Source organism: Paenibacillus sp. 7523-1 (genome assembly GCF_002276415.1).
GTDB lineage: Bacteria > Bacillota > Bacilli > Paenibacillales > Paenibacillaceae > Paenibacillus > Paenibacillus illinoisensis_A.
On sequence record NZ_NPBR01000005.1, the window covers coordinates 695,303 to 716,681 of the forward strand.

Annotated in this window: 17 protein-coding genes; 2 read left to right on the top strand and 15 right to left on the bottom strand. The window is 47.1% G+C overall.

Annotation, left to right across the window (positions count from 1 at the left end):
- Nucleotides 1–69: 69 nt before the first annotated feature.
- A complete protein-coding gene (locus tag CHH60_RS06455; RefSeq protein WP_095358445.1) occupies nt 70–1,377 on the top strand; it encodes an MFS transporter in 1,308 nt (435 codons plus the stop codon).
- A gap of 163 nt (nt 1,378–1,540) precedes the next feature.
- Nucleotides 1,541–2,662, top strand: coding sequence for an AbrB family transcriptional regulator (locus CHH60_RS06460; RefSeq protein WP_255247842.1), 1,122 nt, complete (start codon nt 1,541–1,543; stop codon nt 2,660–2,662).
- A gap of 112 nt (nt 2,663–2,774) precedes the next feature.
- Here the strand turns inward: CHH60_RS06460 and CHH60_RS06465 are convergent, their stop codons facing one another.
- The 15 genes from CHH60_RS06465 to CHH60_RS06530 form a co-directional block, all read right to left on the bottom strand.
- Nucleotides 2,775–2,978 carry a hypothetical protein gene (locus CHH60_RS06465; protein ID WP_095358446.1) on the bottom strand — a complete coding sequence of 68 codons (204 nt, stop codon included), beginning with the start codon at nt 2,976–2,978 and terminating at the stop codon, nt 2,775–2,777.
- Between the two features lie 76 nt (nt 2,979–3,054).
- Nucleotides 3,055–3,315, bottom strand: coding sequence for a YkgJ family cysteine cluster protein (locus CHH60_RS06470; protein ID WP_095358447.1), 261 nt, complete (start codon nt 3,313–3,315; stop codon nt 3,055–3,057).
- A 43-nt stretch (nt 3,316–3,358) separates the two neighbouring features.
- Nucleotides 3,359–3,745: a hypothetical protein gene (locus tag CHH60_RS30200; RefSeq protein ID WP_255247843.1), complete on the bottom strand. Its 387-nt coding sequence runs from the start codon at nt 3,743–3,745 to the stop codon at nt 3,359–3,361.
- On the bottom strand, nt 3,736–4,209 hold the full coding sequence (locus CHH60_RS30205) for a hypothetical protein (RefSeq protein ID WP_255247844.1): 474 nt from the start codon (nt 4,207–4,209) through the stop codon (nt 3,736–3,738). Before CHH60_RS30205 ends, CHH60_RS30200 begins: the two co-directional genes overlap by 10 nt.
- Nucleotides 4,210–4,437: 228 nt before the next feature.
- Nucleotides 4,438–6,453 (bottom strand): PTS system trehalose-specific EIIBC component, encoded by a 2,016-nt coding sequence (gene treP, locus CHH60_RS06480; RefSeq protein WP_095358448.1) that lies wholly within the window; start codon nt 6,451–6,453, stop codon nt 4,438–4,440.
- A 29-nt stretch (nt 6,454–6,482) separates the two neighbouring features.
- A complete protein-coding gene (treC, locus tag CHH60_RS06485; RefSeq protein ID WP_095358449.1) occupies nt 6,483–8,204 on the bottom strand; it encodes an alpha,alpha-phosphotrehalase in 1,722 nt (573 codons plus the stop codon).
- Between the two features lie 325 nt (nt 8,205–8,529).
- Nucleotides 8,530–9,882: a C4-dicarboxylate transporter DctA gene (dctA, locus tag CHH60_RS06490; RefSeq protein WP_095358450.1), complete on the bottom strand. Its 1,353-nt coding sequence runs from the start codon at nt 9,880–9,882 to the stop codon at nt 8,530–8,532.
- A 285-nt stretch (nt 9,883–10,167) separates the two neighbouring features.
- Complete coding sequence (locus tag CHH60_RS06495) at nt 10,168–10,860, bottom strand: metal-dependent hydrolase (protein WP_095358451.1); 693 nt, start codon at nt 10,858–10,860, stop codon at nt 10,168–10,170.
- 136 nt (nt 10,861–10,996) lie between these two features.
- A complete protein-coding gene (locus CHH60_RS06500; RefSeq protein WP_303621367.1) occupies nt 10,997–12,709 on the bottom strand; it encodes a glycoside hydrolase family 13 protein in 1,713 nt (570 codons plus the stop codon).
- A gap of 169 nt (nt 12,710–12,878) precedes the next feature.
- Entirely contained in the window at nt 12,879–13,340 is a 462-nt protein-coding gene (locus tag CHH60_RS06505; protein WP_095358452.1) for a VanZ family protein, read from the bottom strand.
- A gap of 40 nt (nt 13,341–13,380) precedes the next feature.
- Complete coding sequence (locus tag CHH60_RS06510) at nt 13,381–14,247, bottom strand: AraC family transcriptional regulator (RefSeq protein WP_095358683.1); 867 nt, start codon at nt 14,245–14,247, stop codon at nt 13,381–13,383.
- A gap of 181 nt (nt 14,248–14,428) precedes the next feature.
- On the bottom strand, nt 14,429–16,861 hold the full coding sequence (locus CHH60_RS06515) for a glycogen/starch/alpha-glucan phosphorylase (protein ID WP_095358453.1): 2,433 nt from the start codon (nt 16,859–16,861) through the stop codon (nt 14,429–14,431).
- Between the two features lie 263 nt (nt 16,862–17,124).
- The gene (glgD, locus tag CHH60_RS06520) at nt 17,125–18,228 is read right to left on the bottom strand and encodes a glucose-1-phosphate adenylyltransferase subunit GlgD (RefSeq protein WP_095287557.1); all 1,104 of its coding nucleotides are present in this window, start codon (nt 18,226–18,228) and stop codon (nt 17,125–17,127) included.
- Between the two features lie 26 nt (nt 18,229–18,254).
- On the bottom strand, nt 18,255–19,424 hold the full coding sequence (locus CHH60_RS06525; protein WP_095358454.1) for a glucose-1-phosphate adenylyltransferase: 1,170 nt from the start codon (nt 19,422–19,424) through the stop codon (nt 18,255–18,257).
- Nucleotides 19,425–19,982: 558 nt separating this feature from the next.
- Nucleotides 19,983–21,134, bottom strand: coding sequence for an iron-containing alcohol dehydrogenase (locus tag CHH60_RS06530; RefSeq protein WP_095358455.1), 1,152 nt, complete (start codon nt 21,132–21,134; stop codon nt 19,983–19,985).
- Between the last annotated feature and the right edge of the window lie 245 nt (nt 21,135–21,379).

The window sequence follows — 21,379 nt, forward strand, 5'->3', positions numbered from 1 at the left end:
ATTCTTCCGCAAATCCCCCTTTCCTGTTACACTGGAATCACTGCACTGGTAACGACTGGGGGATTACACTTGAGAGTTTTACAACAGATTCGTGCTGAGATTCGGGGTTGGTCCCGAAATATTCAACTCTTTTTTCTGGCAAGCATCCTGTATCAGATCGGAAATGGCATGTTCTCGGTTTTGTACAATCTGTACATTCAGGGTCTAGGCTACAATGATACAATGAACGGCCAGATCGTAAGTATTCAATCGTTAGCCACAGCGATCATGTTTGTACCTATCGGACTTGGTGGTGATCGTTTCAGTCGAAAAAGACTGCTAATCGCAGGGGCTTTATTCAGCGGAATCTTTCTTATCGGCCGGTCATTTGATTATTCGGCGAGCGGCCTGATCTGGTTTGCTGTATTTTCAGGGCTATTCGCAGGCGTCTTTCAGGTTCTGGCCATTCCGTTTCTCGCAGAGAATGTGAAGAAAAGCCAGCGGTTGAAGATGTTCAGCTACTATTCTTCCCTTGTGCTCGCCTCACAGGTGCTCGGAAGTCTTGGCGGGGGAGTGTTTGCCGACCTTCTGCATACACTGGGAATCGCCAAGGTTACTGGACTGCAAACGGTATTGTTCATTGGAGGTGCAGCAACGCTGGCTGCATTTATTCCGATGTTGTTTGTATCCGATGATAAGGCTTCCGCACAGACTGTGACTACGGATCATACTGTTCCTGCGGCGATTGCCACTGAGGATAAGAATCTGTCAACGACCGAGGAGTCTGGGAAATTACAGAATAACAATAAAGATTCCCGACTGATTGGTCAGTTTGTTTTCACCCAATTATTGATTGGATTCGGTTCCGGACTAGTTGTCCCTTATCTGAATCTGTATTTTACCAACCGCTTTTCCGTCTCGCTAAGTGCCATGAGCATACTTATTTCGCTTGGACAAATTATGACGATCGTCTCCATGCTAATCGGGCCGACGCTTGCCGCCAAAGTCGGAAGTGTCAGAGCTGTAGTCATATTTCAGGTCTTATCCCTTCCATTTTTGCTGTTGACCGGTTTCACTAACGTACTTTTCATTGCTTCGGTCAGCTTTTTGTTCAGACAAGCTTTGATGAATGCAGCGAATCCAATTCAATCCGCCATCCTGGTTGACAGGGTATCTGACAAGCGTCGCGGAATCGCCAATTCCCTGATGCAAACTGCATTTATGATTGGGTGGGCAACGATGGGACCTGTTCAATCCTATCTTGTAACCACATATGGAACTTACTGGGGCTACGCCATTACGTTTAGTATTACGGGTGGTTTATACGTGATTTCCTCGCTGATGTACTATATGATGTTTAAAGAACCCAAACCTTCAGCTCGTGTTCGGTTAAACTAATCAAGCTGTAGCAAGTTCGCTTAACATGTCGTAGTTCGTTCATAAATAGCAAACTGTGAAGGGACGTATTTTATCATCAGGAGTGATCACACATGGTTCATACTCTTAATTCAGACTCATACTTACTACTGATACAACCTGATCCAGCAGAAAGACAAAGCGGATGGAACTGATGCATAAGCACAGTCCCTCCGCCTTTTTCCGGTTCATTCTTAGTCTGTGCGTCTCGGTACTCGGCGGACTTCTGTTCACAGCCATCCACACCCCGATTCCCTGGCTGCTCGGCCCCATGGTATTTATGCTGCTTGGGTCCCAGATCGTTAAACTGCCGCTCCTATGGCCAACGTCCATCCGGGATTATGGGATTCTGATCGTCGGTTATTCTATCGGGTTGTCACTGACAGCAGATGCATTGCAGGGCATTCTCCACCAGCTTCCCGTGATGCTGCTCATGACCCTGCTGTTGATTGGATTATGTACGTTAACCGCATACATCGCATCCAAGCTGACTGATTTTGACTTTCCTTCTCTCCTGGTCGGAAGTATTCCTGGCGGGTTGTCCCAAATGGTTTCGCTTGCGGAAGAAATAAAGTCCATTAATCTGACGCTGGTGACCTTCCTGCAAGTGACTCGGTTGATCTTGATTGTGTTCTGTGTGCCTTTCCTGGTGTTCAGTCCATGGATTGGCGGTGCGGCGGGCGCTGCAGCTGATCCGCAAGCGGCCCAGGCAGCGTCATGGATGAATCTCTTTCCGGAGATCCTGCTCTATGGTCCGCTCTGTGTAGCTGGCGCCTGGGTTGCTCGTAAGCTTCGTTTTCCTACGGCGTTTATGCTTGGGCCAATGATTGTTATGTGTGTCATACATCTGACTACAACAATGCAAACATCACCCTTGCCTTCCTCCTTGCTGAATATTTCTCAGCTGATGATTGGCAGTCATGTGGGTCTCATGCTAAGGCCTCAGCATCTGCAGCGCAAAACACAGACCATTACCCTCGCTGTGCTTAGCAGTGTTCTCCTTATTGCCAGCTCGCTTGGGTTAAGTTATGTACTCATGCATCTGTTCTCTCTTTCAGCCGCTACCTCACTGCTCAGCATGGCGCCAGGTGGAATGGATCAGATGAGTATCATGGCTCATGAAGTCAATGCCAACTTGTCCGTGGTGTCAGGGTATCAGCTGTTCCGGATTCTTTTTATTTTCTTCATTGTATCCTCCGTGTTAAAGCTGCTTCTCACACACATGCTGAAGAAAAAAGAAGAGCGTGTTCGTTCCTCCAGATCCTGAGGGACAAGCACACCAAAAAAAAGAGTATCCCTTGGTTGTTATCCATGGATACTCTTTGGTTTGATTTTACACGTTGAGCTTGATTCGTGCAGGGTACATTCTTCTTAGCCACTTATGAGTACATACGATTATACATCCAGCTGACCACACCTACTGCAACCACTGCAGCAGTAATTACAAAAACATAATAGCCCGTTTTACTTTTCGATCCAGAAGTTTGCTTATCATAGAAGTCCGAGTTTCGTCGATAGAATCCCATCCACAGTTCAGCGATCATATTCGCTGTCACGACCAGAAATTGTTTGACCAGATGCATCAACCCCATGCTCCTCTCTACTCATATAACTTCCATAATAAGTATAATTACCCTTTTTCAATAAAACAACTTCACGTTAGAATCCGGGTTTCGTTTCTTCCTCCAACCAGTTCAGAATATTAAAAGCCTCCTGATCCGAATCTCCACACATATCAACAGAAGCCTGTAATCCACTGCAAACAGCCGGACGATCCGGATGACCAAAGATGCTGCATCGATTATCGGCTGTCAGTTGTACGCAGCGTACACCTGCGGGTTTACCATCCTTCATGCCTGGTATCGGTGAAGAGATGGATATGGCGATACAACATGCGGCACAGCCTGTCCTGCATTCCAAAGTAATTCCCCCTTCCAACAGTCGTATCCTAAATACATAGATGTCATTCACGATTCACCCAACTCCAGGTCCGTGCCAGTCCTTGGGCAATCCTGCGGTTCATAGCACTATTGGCGAAGTACCCCCCATGACTGAGCGGATTCCAGCTCCCAATCAAACCACCTGAGTTAATTTCTATATCTTCCTTGACCGCGGCTTCATAAGCAGGATCGATAGGTCTTAATGGATATCCAAGAATATCGTCCCGATCATAAAAATTAACCCATTCCCCCTCCAGCCCGGGAAAGTACTGCTGTGCTGCCATGGAGGATGGCACATGAATCGGACTGCTAAAGTCATGATAACGTAGACTCCAAAGTGGCAGCGTCGTTCCGAACGAATAGAAATTGGTTAACGTATCTCCCCGCTCCAATGCAGAGGTCACATCCACGATCGATGGAACACGGCTCGATGGAAACTGGAGATCATAAAAAAATTGCTAGCAATGACAGCACCCAGGCTGTGAGCAATTACGCAGAGCGGCGTTTCGGGACCGTTGCGCTGTGCCAGTACATGCATGGCCCGGTTGAGGGTGCTGTGTACATCGTCATAATTATGACCTTGATGCTCAACGGGCTGATAGGCGACGGCATCCGCCAAATAGTGAATAACAAATCTGCGCAGCACCTGATAATTCAACCGCTGAGAGCTTACCAACTGTTCGAACAGCGCTTCTTCCCTCTCTTCAAAGACGTCCGCCCAGAAGACCGGCTCAATGTCCAAATATTTCTCCGCTGCACCACGCATGACCATCACTTGATCAAATTCCTTATGCAAACGTGAAATCAATTTATCCGCATAATCATCCTTTTGCATACCCAGCCCATGTATAACCATCACAGCTACACGCGTCATGGCTCTCCTCCTATCGTCCTTAGCACTAGGAACTCTCCTCAGAACCATATGAATAATTCATCCGTAACATGCATACACGCGGAGATCAACGATAGTCTATTTCAAATTTTAGTTATACATAGTGTATCATGACCCCAAAGAAAAACGAACCAGTTCCAGGTTCGCAGACCTGTACTGGTTCGTCTTGAATAGTAGAAAGCGAATATTTTTATAAGCTCGGGTGGGTAATTATCCCTTCAAATGAACGGTTAATATACCATTGCGATTCGATGAAACGTCACCTGTAGTTACTTCTACCCGATCGACCATATCCTGCCCGTCCGGAATAATAATTGGTGTAATGAGCGGATGTCCAGCAGCTTCAATGACATTACGATCAAATTCGAGCAGCGTCTGTCCCGCTCTAACATGTTCACCAGCTTCGACGTGCATGTTGAAGCCCTCGCCTTTCAGCGATACCGTATTGATCCCAACATGGATCAAAATTTGCAAGCCGCTTGCATGTTCCAGAATCACCGCATGTTTGCTTTTGATAACATGTGCAACCTGGGCATCAAACGGGGCAACTACTTGATTGCCTGAAGGTTCAATGGCTACCCCTTCACCCATCTGTTTCTCGGCAAAAGCCGGATCCGGTACCTGCTCCAGCGGAACCGCTGTTCCTGTTAATGGTGCCATGACTTCCAGCGTGTTTACCGGTTCGTCTCCCACTTGTGCGTTTGTGCGTGTCCGTTCGGCTGCGGCTGCTTCCTCACCCGAAACCGCTGTATTGCTCGCGGAGACTGCGGTTGTTTTGCTTCCGGTTACTGCTTCAGCATTAGTGCTGCGATCTTGCTTTCTCAACTTCGCTCTGCCGAAAATCACCGTCAGAACGAATGGAACAATGAGCACAATCGCCATGCCGATGAAGAACACTCCCCATTTGTTCGGGAAGATGGACAGGAATCCGGGAACCCCACCTACACCGATGGAGGTCGCCTGGACATTATTCATGGTCAACAGAACGCCACCAATGGCTGAACCTACCATACCGAAGATAAACGGATAACGATAACGGATGTTTACCCCGAAGATTGCAGGCTCCGTAACACCTAGGAAAGCTGATACGGATGAAGTAGCCGCAAGTCCGCGCATCTTCTGTTCGCGCAGAACCAGCATCATCGCAAGTGCTGCTGAACCTTGGGCGATATTGGACAGCGCCAGCATCGGCCATAAAAAGGTACCTCCCTGACTACCAATCAATTGCACATCGACCGCGAGGAACGTATGGTGCATACCGGTAATAACCAGCAATGCATACAGACCACCATAGATTAGACCACCAAGTGCCGCATAGGATTCATAAATATAAATCAGGCCAGATGTAATCGCATTCGCAATGGCGAACGTAACGGGACCAATGATGGTAAATGCAAGGAATCCGGTAACAAGTAACGTTATAGGGGCCACGACAAGCAGCTTGACGGAGTCATGAACCCTTTTGTTCAGGAAAATCTCAATTTTGGCCAGCAGGTAGGCCGAAACCAATACCGGCAGAACCTGGCCTTGATAACCAATTTTCTCAATGTGCCAGCCGAAGAGATTCCAGGTCGGCACGGTGCCTTCATTTACTGCATTCGCGTAGCTGTAGGCACTCAGCAGATCAGGGTGTACCAGGATCAGCCCAAGCACAATCCCCAGCAGCGGACTTCCGCCGAATCTTTTTACCGCTGCCCATCCAATTAAGGCAGGAAGGAATGTAAAGGCTGTGCTTGCAATGGTATTAATGATGGACGCAAGGTCCTTCCATGCCGGATAAACATCAACCAGCGATTGTTCATCAAAGAATATGCCCGGCCCTGTCAGAATATTGTTGATTCCGAGCAGAAGACCTGCCGTAATAATGGCAGGCAGGATCGGAATAAAAATGTCCGACAGCGTTTTGATCGCTCGTTGGATCGGATTTTGCTTTTTGCCGGCAGCTGCCTTCACATCGTCCTTGGACGCACGGTCACCGCCTGTAATCTGGATCATCTCATCGTATACCTTATCGACAAGTCCAGGTCCGATAACAACCTGGAATTGTCCTTGCGATGAAAATTGCCCTTTGACCAGGTCATTCTGGTCCAGACCTTCAGTATCCACTTTACTCTCATCATACAAGGCGAACCGGAGTCGTGTGACACAGTGCGTCGCAGCTTCGATGTTTTCTTTTCCACCGACTGCCCGTACGATCTCCTCAACCTGTTTTCTATCGATTGCCATGTTGTCACTTCCTATTTAGATAATGTAATTTAGTCCTGTTGTGGTACAAGCCACATATAAGAAGCGTACGGACTAAGTGAGATAGCCTGATCCAGAGCAGGTGCCACCTCTGTGTTGCCAATAAGCAGTTCAGCCGTTTTACCAGATACGTGATCGTTCCAGACCGCTGCTGGTATTGAGAAGGATACCTCTCTCTCGCTGAAGTTGGACACAACGATCAATGTTGCATTGCCATTTGTCCGGGCATAAGCGAATACTTCAGGATGTGCATCATCCAGGCGCTCATACAGACCGTCTGTCAGTACGGGGACCTGTTTACGCAGTGCAATGAGCTTGCGATAGTGATAGTAGATCGAGTTTGGATCAGCCAATTGCTCAGCTACGTTTGTCGAAGGATAACGTTCATCTACTTTGATCCAAGGTGTACCTGTTGTGAATCCGGCGTTCTTGCTGTCATCCCACTGCATCGGCGTACGGGAGTTGTCACGGGAGCGCTCTTTCACGATGGCAAAGGCTTCTTCCGCTGACTTACCGCGTTCTTCCTGAAGCAAACGATACATATTCGTAGATTCAATGTCACGGAATTCGCTTACGTCATTCCAGACGGGATTCGGCATTCCGATCTCCTCACCTTGATAGACATAAGGCGTGCCCTGCATGCCGTGAATGGTTGTTGCCAGCATTTTGGCACTCTCGGCACGGTAGTCCCCATCATCTGCGAAACGGGACAGCGCTCTCGGCTGATCATGGTTGTTAAGGAAGAGTGCGTTCCAACCTCCACCTGCCTGCATTCCTGTCTGCCATTCACTGAACAAGCGTTTCATCGCTTCAAAATCATAAGGCATCAATTCCCACTTCTGTCCATTCGGATAATCCACCTTCAAGTGATGGAAATTGAACGTCATTGAAAATTCACGGGAAGCCGGATTCGAGTAGCGGATGCAATGTTCCAGTGTTGTGGAAGACATCTCTCCAACCGTTACCATGTTGTAAGGACCGAATACTTCCTCGTACATCTCGGTGATATATTCGTGAACACGTGGTCCGTCCGTATAGAACTTGCGTCCATCTCCTGGTCCTTCACTGCCGTCATCATTCGGAAAACGCTGATCCTTGGAGATTAGGTTAATGACGTCCATCCGGAAACCATCTACACCTTTTTCTGCCCAAAACTTGATCATGTCCCTTACAGCCTTGCGAACCTCTTCGTTTTCCCAGTTCAGATCGGCCTGGGTTTTGTCAAACAAAGTCAGGAAGTACTGCCCTGTCTGTTCGTCGTACTGCCAAGCGGGTCCGCCAAATTTGGACTGCCAGTTGTTTGGTACGCCGCCGTCCGGAGCCGGATCTTTCCAAATGTAATAATCCCGGTACGGATTATCCTTGGATGAACGCGCTTGCTTGAACCATTCATGTTCGGTTGACGAGTGGTTCACCACAATATCGATCATCAGTTTCATATCACGAGCTTTCAGGCCCTTCAATAATTCATCAAAATCTTCCATCGTACCAAAGTCCGGATTAATCTCGTAATAGTCCGCTACGTCGTAACCATTATCATTCTGCGGAGATACATATACCGGCTGCAGCCACACAATATCAATTCCGAGGTGCTGCAAATAATCGAGCTTCTCGGTCAGCCCCCGAATATCCCCGGTACCTGAACCCGTGGTGTCGTTGAAGCTCTTGGGATATACCTGATACACCGTGGAGGTTCTCCACCACGATGAGGAAGTTGTATCGTTTGAACTCATGTTAACGCCTCCAATAAGTTGTATTGCACATGATCAATATCTCAGTTGACTACATTTCTATATTACATAAGTAAACATGTATATACAAGTTGAAACTACAATATACCTAGAATATTCCTCTTCTACACATTCCCCATTAATATTCACTCTGTAACATAAATTTTGCAGGTTTGCGTTTGGCAACTCCCTGATACATGTATTGGTGAACGCAAATAAACGTCTGCTTTCGCAGTGATAGCACTGCAAAAACAGACGCCTTTATGGTTGGTAGGTTCGGTTCCCCTTGTAAAGGGGGTGCACTCGTGAATAAAGACTCTGCCCCTTCCTAAAGCATTTCCGGCGAGACGGCTCTTTTCCCTTGTTCAGGCCTACTTACTGGCATTGATGAAAGTGAGGCCTGTTCTTCACGTTCCAGTTCTGCAGCGCCGATCTCACCGGAAAGAACGGCGCGCATGCGCTTCTGATCCAGCAGGCCTTCCCACTTCGCTACGACGAATGCGGCCACGCAATTGCCCATCAGATTTGTGAAGACACGCATCGTGTCCATGAAACGATCTGCACCAAGCAGCAGGGCAACAGCTGCAACCGGGAATGCATTGAGCGCAGCTGCGGTAGCCGATAATGCAAGAAAGGCAGAACCGGGAACACCAGCCATCCCCTTAGAGCTTAGCATTAACACGAGCAGGATTGTGATCTCTTGTCCAAGCGTCAGGTCGATGCCTACGGCTTGAGCCAGAAATACGGTTGCAAGGGAGAGATAGATTGAAGCACCATCCAGATTGAACGAGTACCCTGTCGGAACGACGAGACCAACGACTGCTCGGTCACATCCCGCTTTCGTCAGCTTATCCATCATACGGGGCATAACCACTTCGGATGAACCTGTTCCAATCGCCAGCATGACTTCAGAACGGGTATATTTTACAAATTGTAAAAAGTTAAGACCAGTGATCCACCAAGCCGCAAGTGCAAGCATCACCAAGAACAACAACGCCGCTCCATAGCAGGCAATAATAAGCATTCCGAATGAAGAGAGCGTGGAGGCTCCATACGCTCCAACCGTGTAGGCCATAGCACCAAACGCACCAATTGGAGCAAGTTTCATGATGTACCCAATAATCCGGAACAAAATTCCCAGTATATTTTCAATCAATGTGAGCACATTTTCCTTTGCTTTGTTCTCGGTTGCCGCCAGTGCCACTCCAAACAGACAAGCTACAAGCAGTACTTGCAATAATGCGTTTTGTGCGAAAGCGTCCACAACACTGGTCGGAATGATGTTCATGATAAAATCGACCACATGCGGCAGCTCGGATCCGTTCGTTTTGGCTTCAATGCCACTTGCATCAAGTGTTGAAGGATCAACGTTCATGCTTGCACCGGGACGGAGCAGGTTGGCTGTACCGAGACCAAGGACAAGAGCAATCGTCGTTGCAATTTCAAACCATATAATCGCTTTGAGTCCGATTCGCCCAACCGACTTCAGATCACCAATTTTGGCAATACCTGTAACGATCACCATGAAAATAAGAGGTGCAATAATCATTTTAATCAATTTGATGAAGCCTGTTCCAAGCGGTTGCAGTAAGCTGCCCAAATCAGGCCACAAGATACCTACACCTATCCCAATAATCACCGCCACAATAATTTGGAAAAACAATGATTTCATAAATGACATGAACGTTCCCCCTATTTTCCGTTCCATTCGGAACGTTGTTTACGTGTAGTTTTTTATAACATCCCCCACCAGCCTGCAACAATGAAAATTCAATATTTTTGTTATATGTACCAACTTCAAGCCCACTTTTTGAACCTGAAACCGAAAAAAAGCGAATATCACGTCAGTTATCATAACGTGATATTCGCCTTTGGGCGTATATTTGAATTATATAAAATAGTGTTCATGTACAAAAAACGATTACGTAAATCGACATTACGTGCTAACAAGAATCATTCAATTCAATTAAAGCGTGATGGATTCGCCTGGTGCAAGGACCTGACCTTTCAGTCCTTTCGCAGCAAGTTGCTGTACAAAGTTCTCAGAATCTTGACGGATCATTGGGAATGTATCATAGTGCACCGGAATGGTCAGTTCTGCGTTGAACCACTCCGCAGCTTGTAGTGCGTCTTCTGGGCCCATGGTGAAATGCCCGCCAATCGGCAGAAAAGCTACGTCGATCTGATGACGGTCGCCAATCATTTTCATATCGCTGAACAAGCTTGTATCTCCCGCATGCAGAATGGTTTTACCACCTATGTTAATGATGAATCCTGCAGGCATTCCTGCATACATGATTCGCTGTTCCTCTTCAAGCACAATCCCCGAAGAATGGAACGCCTGAATCATTTTGGCCTGAGCAAAATCCAGATCTACTGTTCCGCCCATATTCATGCCTATGGTGTCCAGCCCTTTCCAGGACATGTATGTAGCCAGCTCCACGATGGCGACGACTTTGGCATTATTTGCCTTAGCAATCGGTTCGGCATCGAGAATATGATCCATATGTGCATGCGTCAGCAAAACGGCATCGGTTTTGATGTCTTCCGGCTTGGTCACGGCCAGTTCATTGCCACGCAGGAACGGATCGATAATTAAAGACTTCTCCTCCGTACCCAATTGTACGCTGGAGTGTCCATGGTACGTCATTTTCAACATCTTAAGTCCTCCTGACGATTGGATGTGAGATGTGAGCAATCTCATTTCTTAAGTTCCGCTGCGTTCACATCCATCTTAATGGCATTTACCTACTTTATTATAAATCAAACCGTTTGCGGGAAGCAAAATGTCGCCTTCAGGATTGCAAACGGTAGACTCTGGCTTCATAGGGTTGCAGCAGAATAGTACCTTCATCCGTTGAATATCGTCTTTTCACATTGCTGATGACCAGCTTCGCACGTTCCTCTGTCCAGCCTTCTGGCCAGTGCATCTCCGGTTCATGCTCTCGAAAATTAAGGATAATGAGCATCTTCTCGTCGTCCAGCGTACGTGTATAAGCATAAATGTCCGGATCATCCGGCAAGAGCAGTTCATACTCACCGTAGATCAGCACTTTGCTCTTCTTCCGAAGGGCAATTAGCTTGCGATAATAATGCAATACGGATCCGGGGTCATTTTCGGCAGAAGCCACATTGATCTCTGTGTAGTTATCGTTCACCTGAATCCAAGGCTCGCCTTCCGTAAACCCTGCATGCTCCGTGTCATCCCATTGCATGGGTGTACGTGCGTTATCCCGGCTTTTCAGCCAGATCGCCTTCATAATGTCATTTTTGTCCCGCCCTTGGGCGATATAATGCCTGTAATAATTCATTGTTTCAATGTCTCGATACTGCTCGATATTCGGAAATGTTACGTTCGTCATACCGATCTCCTCACCCTGATAGATGTAAGGCGTTCCTTCAAGGGTGAGCATCCAGGTAGCCAACATCTGTGCAGACCGAACCCTGTAACGACCATCGTCTCCGAAACGGGAAACTGGGCGCGGCTGGTCATGATTGCCCATATAGTTGGCATTCCAGCCTCTACCGTGCAGGACTGTCTGCCAGCGGCTCATGATTTCCTTCAGTTCAGTCAGCTTCCACTCCTTGTAATTCCACTTCCCTATCCCCGAAGATTTGGCGTCCACAAACATATGCTCAAACTGAAACACCATGTTCAGTTCGTTGCGATCTGTTCCCACGTAAGCAAGAGCCTGCTCTGGACCCAAACCTGACGTTTCTCCGACGGTCATGGGTCCATACGGCTTCAGAATCATGTCGTTTAGCTTGTTCAATATGGAATGTACTTGTTCCAGGTTGGAGAAGAGCTGGTATGCTGGGACAACCGGCAGATTGTCAGGATTGTGTGCACTGGGCAATCCTTCAGCCTTGGCAATATGGGCTACCGCATCAAAACGGAACCCGTCCACCCCTTTTTGCAGCCACCAGTGTACCATTTCGTACATCTCCTCGGCCATTTGTGGATTGTTCCAATTCAGGTCAGGCTGATGCTCGGAGTACAAATGCAGATAGTATTCGTTCGTTTCGGGATCATGCTTCCACACGGACCCACCGAAATAGGATTCCCAGTTATTCGGAACCTGACCATTTTTACCTGATCGCCATATGTAATAATCCCGTTTGGGATTGACCTTGGATGAGCGGGATTCAGCAAACCAGGCATGCTCATCCGATGTGTGGTTCAGTACCAGATCCATCATGATTTTGAGCCCTTTGCTGTGAGCCGCTGCGAGTAACCGGTCAAAATCCTCCATCGTGCCGAATTTGCGCATAATGGCATAGTAATCACTGATATCATAACCGTTATCATATCCAGGAGATTCATAAATGGGACAGATCCAGATGACGTCAATCCCCAGATCCGTCAAATAATCAAGCTTTTCATAAATGCCCTGTAAGTCACCGTGACCATCACCATCCGAATCCTTGAAACTGATAGGATAGATCTGATATACAACACTCTCTTTCCACCACACGATGTGGATCACCCCGTTTCGCTCTTCACTCATTTTTTTTCCGCACATTCGCATTATTTCGATATCTGTCATGAACATAGGTCATTGAGGTACAGAATAACCCGTTAATATGTTTTATCCGAAATGCCGACTTTATAAACACAAACGTGTTCCAAAGCACACAAAAAAAGACCAAAATGAATCCCGCCTGAGTGGCAGACTTCTATTCCGATCTCCTTGTCTTTATGAATTGTATGAACAGACGAAATGCAATATAACCGATCGAGGCACCGAGGATATTGAGGATAATGTCATCCACGTCAAACGAACCCACACGTAAAAACAGTTGCGCCAACTCAACGGCAAGCAGCAGCAAAATAACGATCCATGTAAATTTCAACCCCGCTCGGCATGAACGGAACAACCAGGGAATCCATATGCCGAGTGGAATAAACAATACAATATTACCGAACAGATTTTTCACCCAGGCCTCCGTACTGTATCTATCCCTCTCTAGTAACAAGGGTCTGATCGTCTCGAGCGGAACAAGATTGTATTGATAACGATCCGCGGAGACCCTTCCATGAATAAATAACAAATTCCCCATAATCCATAGGTAGGCTATTGCAAAAACGGCAACCAAGACCATTATCCAGGGCTTGTCTATTCCCCTACCTTTTTGCATGACTTTATCCTCCGGGAGTGATTACCGCAGCGCGGCTCCCTTATTTTACCGGAATATAGATCTTCATGTCCAACTGATCAGGGGTGGATTTCCACACATCGGTTATCTCAAAATCAGGCCCTTCCCTGCGTTCATAATTGGATTGGGGCAGCCAGCTGCCATAAATCATCTTGCGAATATCCTGTCCGGAACCATCCACTGTGAATTCGGCGTACAATCCACCCGGGATCTCAAATGCTGTATAACCTGGTTGAAGCAGTGTCTTGTCAGATGAAGTTTCCTCACCAACAAGAAATGTGAATGCACCATCATCCTCAAATTGACAGGCGACACCATAGGCCAAATCAGGACATGCTCGTTCAGGGATATTCATAAATTTCTGTTCTGAACCAAAATCATGATAGAATCCCGGAATTTCATAATAGTGCTGGTCGTTATTCAAGTTCGTGTGGTAAGCATAACCTATGATTTGGATGGCCTTCATGGTTACAAGGCGTGGTTTGTTCATGATAAACCCTCCTCCCAGTCGGGTACGATAGTCATTAAAGTCAATACTCTGCTGAATCTTAGCAGAAGCGGGCTGCTCATTCAGCTTGCGAAAGCGGGCCGGTGTCGTCCCCCAATGGGCAGTGAATGCTCTGGTGAAAGCTTCCTGTGAATGATATCCCCACTTCAAGGCCACATGGAGGATGCCATCTGCTGAGCTTAGCAATTGCCGAGCTGCTTCTGTCAGTCTGCGCTTGCGCACATATTCAAGTACGGTAAACCCGGTGATCGCCTGGAATAAACGCTGAAAATGAAACGCGGAAAAACCCGCGGCTGCCGCTGCCTCCCTCATGTTGAATTCATCTTGCAAATGCTCCTCAAGATACCCAATAGCCCGTTGTATTTGCGAGTAATGATCCACCATAACGAGTAATTTCCCTTTCTTCATAGAAATGGAGTTGAATGCTGTCTCCTTAATTTGATTATCACTTAACGGAAGTTTATTTTTTTGATATTGCGTGCGGTGTTAAACCCTTTTCCATAAAAATAATACAACAAAGTCCCCTTGCATCAAGGGGACTTCATCTCCTGACTTATTTATCTCAGCCTTTCCAGTGTCCCGAAACCGGATGAATTCCCCAGATATCGGTAGCATATTCACTAATGGTACGGTCACTGGAGAAAATACCGGATTGAGCCGTATTCAGAATCGCTTTATGTGACCAGCCGGGCCCATCACGATAAGCCTTATCAATGGCCGCGTGGGCATCGGCATAGGCAGCAAAGTCACGCAATACAAAATACTCATCTCCATGTGCCAGTAATGAATCATAGATATCCCAGAATTCGCCTTCCCGACAACAGAACGGTCCTGGATGAACCAGCTGTTCCACTACTTCGCGAATGCGCTCATCCTGCTGCACAATTTCGTTAGGACGATAGCTGCCTGAACGATAATAATCCATCACTTCATTCGCTCGCAGACCGAAGATAAACATATTCTCTTCTCCAACCTGCTCAGCCATCTCCACATTGGCCCCATCCATCGTACCAATGGTTAATGCGCCGTTCATCATAAACTTCATATTGCCCGTACCCGAAGCTTCCTTCCCTGCAGTGGAGATCTGTTCGCTGACGTCCGCGGCCGGAATAATTTTTTCTGCCAGAGAGACGGAATAATTTTCGAGGAAAAATACCTTCAGCCGGTCATTTACCGCCTTATCCTTGTTGACGGTATCCGCAACCGTGTTGATCAGCTTGATGATTTTCTTCGCAAAATAATAGCTTGGTGCAGCCTTCGCTCCAAAGATGAATGTACGTGGAACGATCTCGAATGACGAGTCATTCTTAAGACGGTTATACAGGTGCATGACGTGTAAAATGTTGAGAAGCTGGCGCTTGTAGCCATGCAGCCTTTTGACCTGTACATCAAAAATGGAATCCGGATTAACTGCCGTTCCGGTATGATCCAGAATGTATGCCGCGAGCCGTTCCTTATTTTCGTGTTTGATGGACCTAAATTGCTGCTGGAATGACGCGTCGCCTGCAAATTCGGCGATTTCATTCAATCTGCCTGGCTCTGTCATCCATTCACTACCGATCGTATCGGTAATCAGATTGGACAGTTTGGGATTCGCATGCATTAACCAGCGACGATGCGTTATCCCGTTCGTCTTGTTGTTAAAACGCTCCGGATACAAGGCATAGAACGGCGCCATCTCCCGCTCCTTCAGGATCTCGGTATGCAATGCAGCGACACCATTAATGCTATGACTGCCGACAATCGCCAGATGTGCCATACGAACCTGATCGTTCGCAATGATAGCCAAATGCTGAATACGCTCCTGTTCTCCCGGATAACGATCCAGAAGCATACCGCAGAATCGCTTATTAATCTCTTCAATGATCATATAAATGCGTGGCAGCAGTTTACTGATCATGGACACCGGCCATTTCTCCAGCGCCTCACTCAGCGTTGTATGATTGGTATAAGAGACGGTACGCGTTGTAATATCCCACGCTTCATCCCAACCATAACCTTTCACATCAATGAGAATCCGCATCAATTCCGGAATGACCAGCGTCGGGTGAGTATCATTGATGTGGAATGCTACCTTGTCTGGTAGCCGGTCATATGATAGTTCCAGCTTGTTAAATGTACGCAATGCACTCTGTACGCCAGCAGAGCACATGAAGTATTGCTGTTTCAAGCGAAGCAGCTTGCCCTCGTACTGGGAATCATCCGGGTATAAAAACTCCGATATCGACTCCACCGACCGGCTGTAATCCAGGTAACCGTAATAGTTCGAAGGGGTATCCAAGGAGGTTTCCCTCTTCGGCTCTGCACTCCACAGGCGAAGTGTATTCACATGCGGCTGACCGTATCCAAGAACCGGAGTATCGTAGGGTACCGCAACGACGGATTCCGCATCCTTGGTCACAAAATGATAATGTCCGTCCTGCTCATAGGCCTCAACCCGTCCCCAGAACTGAACCTCGACCTTTTTGTCCGGGCGTCTTACTTCCCATTCATTGCCCTTATCGAGCCAGTTGTCCGGAAGCTCTACCTGATTGCCACCAATGATTTTTTGCTCAAATAATCCGTATTTATACCGGATACCACAGCCATGGCCAGCATAGCCGAGGGATGCGAGCGAGTCCAGAAAGCACGCCGCCAAACGGCCCAATCCGCCATTCCCCAGCCCGGCATCCGATTCCTGCTCTTCAATGTCCTCCAGTGAGAAGCCCAGCTCGGCGAGACTGTCGCGAACCAGTTCCAGTTCGTTCACATTCAACAAATTGTTGCCCAGCAGACGTCCAATCAGGAATTCCAGCGAGAAGTAATATACCTGTTTATCCTGGCGCTGCTTGAATCCCTGATTCGACGCTGCCCAGTCCTGACCCGCATACTCGCGAATCATGCTGCCCAGAACGTGATAGACGTCTTCGTTCGTGGCTTCTTCAAGTGGTTTGCCCAATTTACTGACCAGATTCCGCCCAAAAATACTCTTGAATGTTTCCTTGTTGTCAAACAAAAGCAGGTTCCTCCCGGTGAAATTCTGTACATTGTGAAAAGATAATTATTACACTGGCCACTACGCTGGCAGAACAACCTTCCGATCACTGTTACCCCCGGATTTCTATGATCTAGTTTCTCAAATGTAGAAATCCGGGGATAAAGGTGAACGCTACGCTTCTCCAGGTTTTTTCTGCCCTCTTCGTTCACGTGCAATTTTCATTTCACCAAATATACAGAATTTATATTTTATTTATAGATGATATCGGTTAACAGCAGGTATTAGATAATAGTACTCTTAGCCAAGATATACGGGTTCGACGGGTCTCCAATGAGCGTCTGTCCGCCAGTCAGTTTCACGTCTTTGTCCAGAATGACATTCTCCAGTACCGCATCTTCACCGATGTAACATTTCTGCATGATAATTGAGCCTTTAATTCTGGCTCCCTTCGCTACCTGCACACCCCTGAACAAAATGCTGTTCTCCACTTCTCCGCCCACAATACATCCATTGGCAAGCAGGGAATGTTTGACCTCGGCCGTGTCGAGGTATTTCGCAGGTGCCTCGTATTTAATTTTGGTCTGAACGGGTTCTTCTCTGAAAAGTTGTTCATACAGCCCCGTATTCAACAGCTCCATACTGTTGCGATAATAACTGTCAATGGAGTTAATCACGGCATGGTAGCCTTCATAAGCATATGCCGCAATGTTTAAACCATCCGGATTTTTCTGTATAACATCACGGAAGAAATGGCTCTCGCCATGATCAATGCAGCGCTGAACCTGACGCAGGAACAACTCCTTTTTCATGATGAAAATTTCTGTATATATATTCGGGTGATCGGCGCTTTGGTGAATGTCCACCACATTACCGTTCCCGTCATGTTCAACTTTGACACAGGCATCGTGCTCAGGCAGCAGTTGGTCCACTCTTTTGCAAATCAGCGTCACGTCTGCTCCCTTATTCACATGATATCGATAGGCATCCTGCAGATCTACTTTGGTCACATGCCGACTGCCGGCATGAACCACATATTCACCCGAACCGCGGTGAAAGAAATCGAGATTGTTGTGAAAATGCTGCAAATCCCCCTGTGACGTATCCGTTGGATCATTCCAGTCCGGCGGCAAAATGAACATGCCTCCATGCTTGCGATCCAGATCCCAGGGTTTGCCGTCACTCAGGTGATCCATTAACGAACGATATTTGCGGCGGACAAACACCCCAATACTCTCTATGCCCGCATTCATCATATTGGATAATACAAAGTCGATTAGACGGTAACGCCCGGCGTAAGGAACCGCGGCTCCGCAGCGAAAGTACGTCAATTCCTTCAATTCCTCAAGTTCATGATCAAGGTTAATAACACCGATTAATGGTTTCATCGCATGCACCGTCCTTTGGGCTCAGATTAGACTTTAGTTGTCATTCCCTGTTGAAGCTGACGTTCCAATTCTTCATGGTCCACAAGCAATACGTCACTTTCATCCTCAGGCACAGGAGATAGGTAGGTTCCATCCGGAATGACCAGCCCTTCCGCAATGATTGCTCTGTGAATGTGCACATTCTTCCCGATCTTCACCCGTGGCATGACGACAGAATCTATGACGGAAGTGTGCTCTCCAACCTCCACCCCGTAGAACAGTATGGAGTGGTTAACCTCTCCATGTACGATGCTGCCTTCACTTATAATGCAATTACGTACCTTGGCCACAGGTGAAATGTACTGTGCCGGCTGATTCGGATTACGGGTGTAAATGCGCCAATTGGGATCATTCAGGTTGAGCGGTGTTTCCTCATCCAGAAGATCCATGTTGGACTCCCACAAACTGCGGATGGTACCTACGTCTTTCCAATAGCCTTCAAAAGGATAAGCGTATAAGGATTTTTCATTTTCAAGCAATAAGGGAATGATGTCTTTGCCAAAGTCGTATGAGGTGGATGCCTGTTGTTCGTCCTGGATCAGGAAACGTTTCAGTACATCCCACTTGAAGAGATAAATACCCATGGAAGCAAGTGTGCTTTTGGGTTCTGGAGGCTTTTCTTCGAATTCGTAGATGCGGTAATCATCGTGGGTGTTAAGCAGCCCAAACCGGCTGGCTTCTTCCAGCGGAACGTCAATGACTGATATGGTGCAATCTGCGTCCTTTTCCTTGTGATACCTGAGCATTTTTTCATAATCCATTTTGTAGATGTGGTCCCCTGAAAGGATGAGTACATGCTCTGGATCGAATTGTTCGATGAAATTCAGGTTCCGGTAAATCGCATCCGCTGTGCCTCGGTACCAGCTGCTCCCGTCTTCACGCTCATGTGGTGGAAGGACATATACTCCGCCATTTTTGCGGTCCAGATCCCAATCGCTGCCGATGCCGATATAGGAGTGTAGTACCAGAGGTTCGTATTGTGTAAGTACACCAACGGTGTCGATGCCTGAATTGGAGCAGTTGCTTAGAGGAAAATCAATAATTCGGTATGTCCCGCCAAAATATACAGCCGGCTTAGCGAGTGATTTGGTCAACCCTTTTAACCTTTTGCCTTGCCCTCCTGCGAGCAGCATCGCTACAACTTCTTTTTTTGCCATCATTACAGCCTCCTCCACGCGCATTCTTCTGGTTCATTTCAGAGCCCATAATCCAATATTCTGTTGTGTGGACGCTGTTGTCATGATTAGGAGCATGCTGTACAAACAAACCGTGTATCCTGGTATGAAATCTCGATCGAGATTGCAACGGAACGTAATTTTTTGTCATGTCTGAGTAGGATGATTATTGCAGAATAGCCTTGACTTGCCGTGCAGAGGTGATTGGTGGAATCGAAATTAAGATGTACCCCGTGAGAAATGTAATGTAATCCATTATCCCTAATTAACATTAAACACGAAACGGGCTGGGGAATCTTGCTGGAATCATAAGGCAAAAGATTAGGCCGATATCACTCCTTTTTGATACTGCTGTGATTAGATTATTGTATTCGCTGTAGGGAATCAAAATCCTTTTGCTTTTGTTCGATTGATTAAAATGGAAAAATAAGTAACTCCTCTGTGCTATGGCATGACAAAAAGCCAGGACTTCACCCGGCTCATCTGCCTGCTCATTTATTTGTTTCTGACTTGCGCTATTCAGGATGCTGATATTCGTATCTATATAATTTTGCGAAATAGCTCCATCACTTCTTCTCTCGAAGGCTGATATGGATTGCCGGGGGCACAAGCATCTTTCATCGCATTATCTGCAAGCAGCTCAAGATCGGGATCCGTTACGCCCAGTTCGGACAATTTCTCGGGAATGCCCACTTCCCTGGAGAGCTGGCGAATAGCGTCAATGACATACATGGAGCACTCTTCATCACTCTTATCCTTCACATTCATGCCGATGGCTTTGGCGATATGCCGGAATTTACCGGGCACATGCTTCGCGTTCATCTCCTCCACATAAGGGAGCAGCATGGCGTTACATACGCCGTGCGGCAGATCGTACACACCTCCGAGTTGATGTGCCATGGCATGCACATAGCCGAGACCCGCATTATTAAAAGCCATTCCTCCCAAGAAGCAGGCATAGGTCATGTGCTCCCTGGCTTCAAGGTCGCTCCCGTCTCTGACCGCTCGCGGCAAATATTCAAAGATCAGTTCAACCGCTGCGGCAGCGGTCGCGCTGGTCACTGTAAATCCACCAGGTGTCACCATCGCTTCCACCGCATGAGTCAGAGCATCCATGCCTGTTGCTGCGGTCAGACTAGCTGGCTTGCTGAGCATCAATTCCGGATCGTTGACTGACAGGGAAACCAGACTGTTCCGGTCCACCATCACCATTTTCACCTTGCGTTCCTCATCTGTAATCACGTAGTTAATGGTCACCTCACTCGATGTACCGGCGGTCGTATTGAACGCTACAAGCGGTACAGACTTATGATGCGATTGATGCAATCCTTCGTAGTCCCGAATATGTCCACCATTGGTAGCGACAATGCCGATGGCTTTGGCTGCGTCCTGGGGTGAGCCTCCACCTATCGATATAATGGCATCACAGCCATGTTCCTGATACTTTTTGAGGCCTTCATGCACATTATGACAAGTTGGATTGGGCTGTATTTTATCATATACAACGTAGTCTAGCCCTGATTTTCTTAATATAGACAGTACTTGCTCAGCTACACCGGAAGAGATCAACTGCCGATCACTAACAACCAGCGCTTTGCGAATATTCATGTCCTGAATCATCATGCCTGCTTCCTGTAAACATCCCCTACCCATCAAGTTCACGGGCGGAACATAATAAGCATGTGTTGCCATTTGAACCAGCCTCCTGTAACCCCTGATTTACTGTCTTTATTGTACCTGAATCCGTTTTCAGATATAGTGAAATAAATCACATTCAATGCAGAAATGTTACATTTCCCCTTTCCAGATGCTGAATCTCCCTTCCCTTTTTATTTCACAAGTTTAACTGCGTGCAAAAAAAGCGGCCTGAAACCAGAGGTTTCAAAGCCGCTTTTTATGAATGTTGTAATCCTATCATTTACCATCAAAATGGTATG

Bases quoted from the DNA above. Each gene is read 5' to 3' on its own strand.
- CHH60_RS06530 (WP_095358455.1), bottom strand. From the start codon at position 21,134: ATGGCAACACATGCTTATTATGTTCCGCCCGTGAACTTGATGGGTAGG.
- glgD (WP_095287557.1), bottom strand. From the start codon at position 18,228: ATGAAACCATTAATCGGTGTTATTAACCTTGATCATGAACTTGAGGAA.
- treC (WP_095358449.1), bottom strand. From the start codon at position 8,204: ATGAGTTCAAACGATACAACTTCCTCATCGTGGTGGAGAACCTCCACG.
- CHH60_RS30205 (WP_255247844.1), bottom strand. From the start codon at position 4,209: ATGACGCGTGTAGCTGTGATGGTTATACATGGGCTGGGTATGCAAAAG.
- CHH60_RS06525 (WP_095358454.1), bottom strand. From the start codon at position 19,424: ATGGCAAAAAAAGAAGTTGTAGCGATGCTGCTCGCAGGAGGGCAAGGC.
- dctA (WP_095358450.1), bottom strand. From the start codon at position 9,882: ATGTCATTTATGAAATCATTGTTTTTCCAAATTATTGTGGCGGTGATT.
- CHH60_RS06460 (WP_255247842.1), top strand. From the start codon at position 1,541: ATGGAACTGATGCATAAGCACAGTCCCTCCGCCTTTTTCCGGTTCATT.
- CHH60_RS06465 (WP_095358446.1), bottom strand. From the start codon at position 2,978: ATGCATCTGGTCAAACAATTTCTGGTCGTGACAGCGAATATGATCGCT.
- CHH60_RS06495 (WP_095358451.1), bottom strand. From the start codon at position 10,860: ATGTTGAAAATGACGTACCATGGACACTCCAGCGTACAATTGGGTACG.
- CHH60_RS06500 (WP_303621367.1), bottom strand. From the start codon at position 12,709: ATGAGTGAAGAGCGAAACGGGGTGATCCACATCGTGTGGTGGAAAGAG.
- treP (WP_095358448.1), bottom strand. From the start codon at position 6,453: ATGGCAATCGATAGAAAACAGGTTGAGGAGATCGTACGGGCAGTCGGT.
- CHH60_RS06505 (WP_095358452.1), bottom strand. From the start codon at position 13,340: ATGCAAAAAGGTAGGGGAATAGACAAGCCCTGGATAATGGTCTTGGTT.